This is a genomic window from Mesorhizobium sp. M7A.F.Ca.ET.027.03.2.1 (assembly GCF_003999175.1).
Lineage (GTDB): Bacteria > Pseudomonadota > Alphaproteobacteria > Rhizobiales > Rhizobiaceae > Mesorhizobium.
Map to the genome: position 1 here is coordinate 1 of NZ_RZOM01000851.1, position 2,741 is coordinate 2,741.

The following is a 2,741-nucleotide window of genomic DNA, read 5'->3' on the forward strand; positions in this document are numbered from 1 at the left end:
CGACCAGGCCGTGCAGATCGCCACCGGGCCGCAAGGCGACCTGCTGCCGACCGGAGCGATTACAGCACTTCTCGGCGCGCCGCTGCTTCTCTGGCTGCTGCCGCGCCTTGCTCTGGGCTCGGAAGCCCCGACCTTGATGGCCGCGCGCCTGCCGCGCGCAAGCCGGCCCGGCCTTATGCTGACGGCGATCGGCCTGGCTCTGCTTCTGCTGCTCGGGCTGGCCCTGCTCTATGGACCGGGTCCGCATGGCTGGACCTTCGCTTTCGGTGACGAATTGCAGCCTTTGCTGTCGTGGCGGTGGCCCCGCGTGCTTGCCGCGCTGAGCGCCGGGGCGATGCTGGCGCTTGCCGGGCTGATGATGCAGCGGCTGACCGGCAATCCGATGGCGAGCCCCGAAGTGCTTGGCATCAGCGCCGGTGCCGCGCTCGGCATGATGGTGGCGCTGTTTGCGCTCTCGGATGCCGGACGCCCGGTTCAGACGGCGGCGGCAACCATCGGCGCCTTCGCCGCTTTGCTGGTGACGCTGGCGATCGGCCGCCGTGCCGCCTATGCGCCGGAGCGGCTGCTGCTCGCCGGCGTTGCTCTGACGGCCTTGTTCGACGCGCTGATCCTGGTGCTCACCGCCACCGGCGACCCGCGTGCCATGCTGCTGCTCAACTGGCTGACCGGTTCGACCTATGGCGTCGATGTCGGTGACGCCTTGTTCACCGGTGGCATCGCCGTCTGCCTCTTCGCGCTCGCGCCTTTCTTTATGCGTTGGCTCGACATCCTGCCGCTTGGCCCCGCCGCTGTGCAAGGCCTTGGCATTGACCTGAAGAGGACTCGGCTTCTCGTGCTGCTGACGGTCGCGGCACTTACCGCGGCTTCTACCCTGATCGTCGGTCCGCTGACCTTCATCGGCCTCATGGCACCGCACCTTGCCCGTCGCATTGGCCTTTCCCGTGCGCTGCCGCAGGCCATTGGCGCGGTGCTTGCCGGCGCGCTGATCATGGTCGCCGCCGACTGGGTCGGCCGCACCGCCATCTTCCCGCGCCAGATCCCGGCCGGTCTCGTTGCCACACTCATCGGCGGCCCGGTGCTGATGTGGCTGCTGCGCCGCCGCTGACCGTTTTGCCCTTGTGGAGATATCGATGCCCAAGTCGACGCCAGCTCTGATCGCCGACACCACGGTCCACGATCTTGTCCCGGCGCAGGTCGGCGCCCCCTGGCGGATATTCCTGCATGTGCCGTCCGGGCCGGTGCCAGAAGCCGGCTGGCCTGTGCTCTACATGACCGACGGCAACGCCGTCATCGGCACGGCGGTCGACGCCATGCGCGCGCAGGCCTTCTATCCAACGGGCAGCAATGTCGGCTGGGGCGTCATCGTCGCCATCGGCTATCCCGTCGAGGGCGCCTATGACCCGCTGCGCCGCTCATGGGATCTCGGCCCGCCGCCGGGCAAGACCTATCCGCCCTTCTATGAGGGCACGCCCGAAGTCCGGACCGGTGGGGCAGGGGAGTTCCTTGCCTTCATCGAGGACGAGTTGAAGCCGTGGGTCGCCAGTCGGATCACGGTCGACGCTAGCCGCCAGGCGCTTTACGGCCATTCTTTCGGTGGTCTGTTTGCGCTCTATGCCCTGTTCACGCGGCCGTCTGCCTTCCAGACCTGGATCGCGGCGAGCCCCGCCATCTATTGGGAAGAGCGTGCCATCGACCGCTTTCTCGAAACCTTCGAGGCCGCCATCCCCGCTGGTTTGGCGGCGACCGTGATCCTGTCGGCCGGCGAGTACGAGACCGAGAAGCTGGCGCCGTTCCAGATTGGCGCCGAGGACGAGGAAAAGCGCCTGCAGCAGAAGAAGATAACACGCACCGACGAATTCGCGCGGGCAATGGCGCAGCGGCTTGATGCTCTCCCGGGCGTGCGTGCGCGCTTCGAGCTGCACGCTGGCGAAAACCACATGTCGATCCTGCCGGTCACGGTCAATCGCGCGGTTCAGGCAGCGTTTGCGGTGAGGGCTTGCGACTAACGGCCTTCACCTCTCAACGCTGCAATGGCTTGTTCTCGTTGTGTGGCTGCGTCCGCGTCCATAGCGCCAAAACGCAGGGCACAGCGGAATTTTTCCCCGGGTGCGACGCGAACCAGGCGGCCTCTTTCCTTGGCCGCAAGATAGCCGTCTGGTTCGGCGGTGGCCGGCAGCACGAGGCCAAGCGCGTCCTGGTCGGCGCCGCGCGTGATCCAGCGGACGGCATAATTGAGCTCGTCGGGGCGAAAGCTGACGAAATCCGCCGTACGGTCCGGATGGACCTGCAAGGCGTGCGCCCAGCCCTGGGGGTCCGCCTTAGCCCTCATCGTCAGCACGAGTTCTGGGTCGATCGGCTCGCCCTTGGTCAGCAGGCGATGCCGCGAAGGATCGGCGACAACGGCATCGCGGTAGGCAAGATAGCTTTCGCTCGGTGTGAAAAAGGGCGGCAGCGTCTGGCGCACGACAATGTCCGCGGAATCATCCGCTACGGTGTCGACCAGGCGCCCGCCATCGGCCGGCTTGAAATTGATGTGCGCCAGGTACATCAACTCAATGGCCGAGCGTTTCAGGTTCTCGATCACGATGTCGACGGCGAGGCTGCTGGCGTCGAGTTGCAGCCGTACGGTGGGCTCCATCACATAGTCATGGCTGAAAGCGAGGGTCTGTCGGCAGCGCCCCGTCAGCGCCATGAAAGGCCCTTCGGAATTGCCGCCGGCGATCAGTTGCACATCCTGATAA

The 2,741-nt window shown here is 66.3% G+C and carries 3 protein-coding genes; 2 read left to right on the top strand and 1 reads right to left on the bottom strand.

The window, feature by feature from the left end:
• A partial coding sequence (locus tag EN750_RS27940) for an iron ABC transporter permease (protein WP_145967966.1) occupies positions 1 to 1,105 on the top strand: 1,105 nt, incomplete at its 5' end.
• A gap of 25 nt (positions 1,106 to 1,130) precedes the next feature.
• Positions 1,131 to 2,006 carry an alpha/beta hydrolase-fold protein gene (locus tag EN750_RS27945; RefSeq protein WP_127398639.1) on the top strand — a complete coding sequence of 292 codons (876 nt, stop codon included), beginning with the start codon at positions 1,131 to 1,133 and terminating at the stop codon, positions 2,004 to 2,006.
• Here the strand turns inward: EN750_RS27945 and EN750_RS27950 are convergent.
• A partial coding sequence (locus tag EN750_RS27950) for a DUF4432 family protein (RefSeq protein WP_127398641.1) occupies positions 2,003 to 2,741 on the bottom strand: 739 nt, incomplete at its 5' end. The two genes, EN750_RS27945 and EN750_RS27950, sit on opposite strands and share 4 nt — an antisense overlap.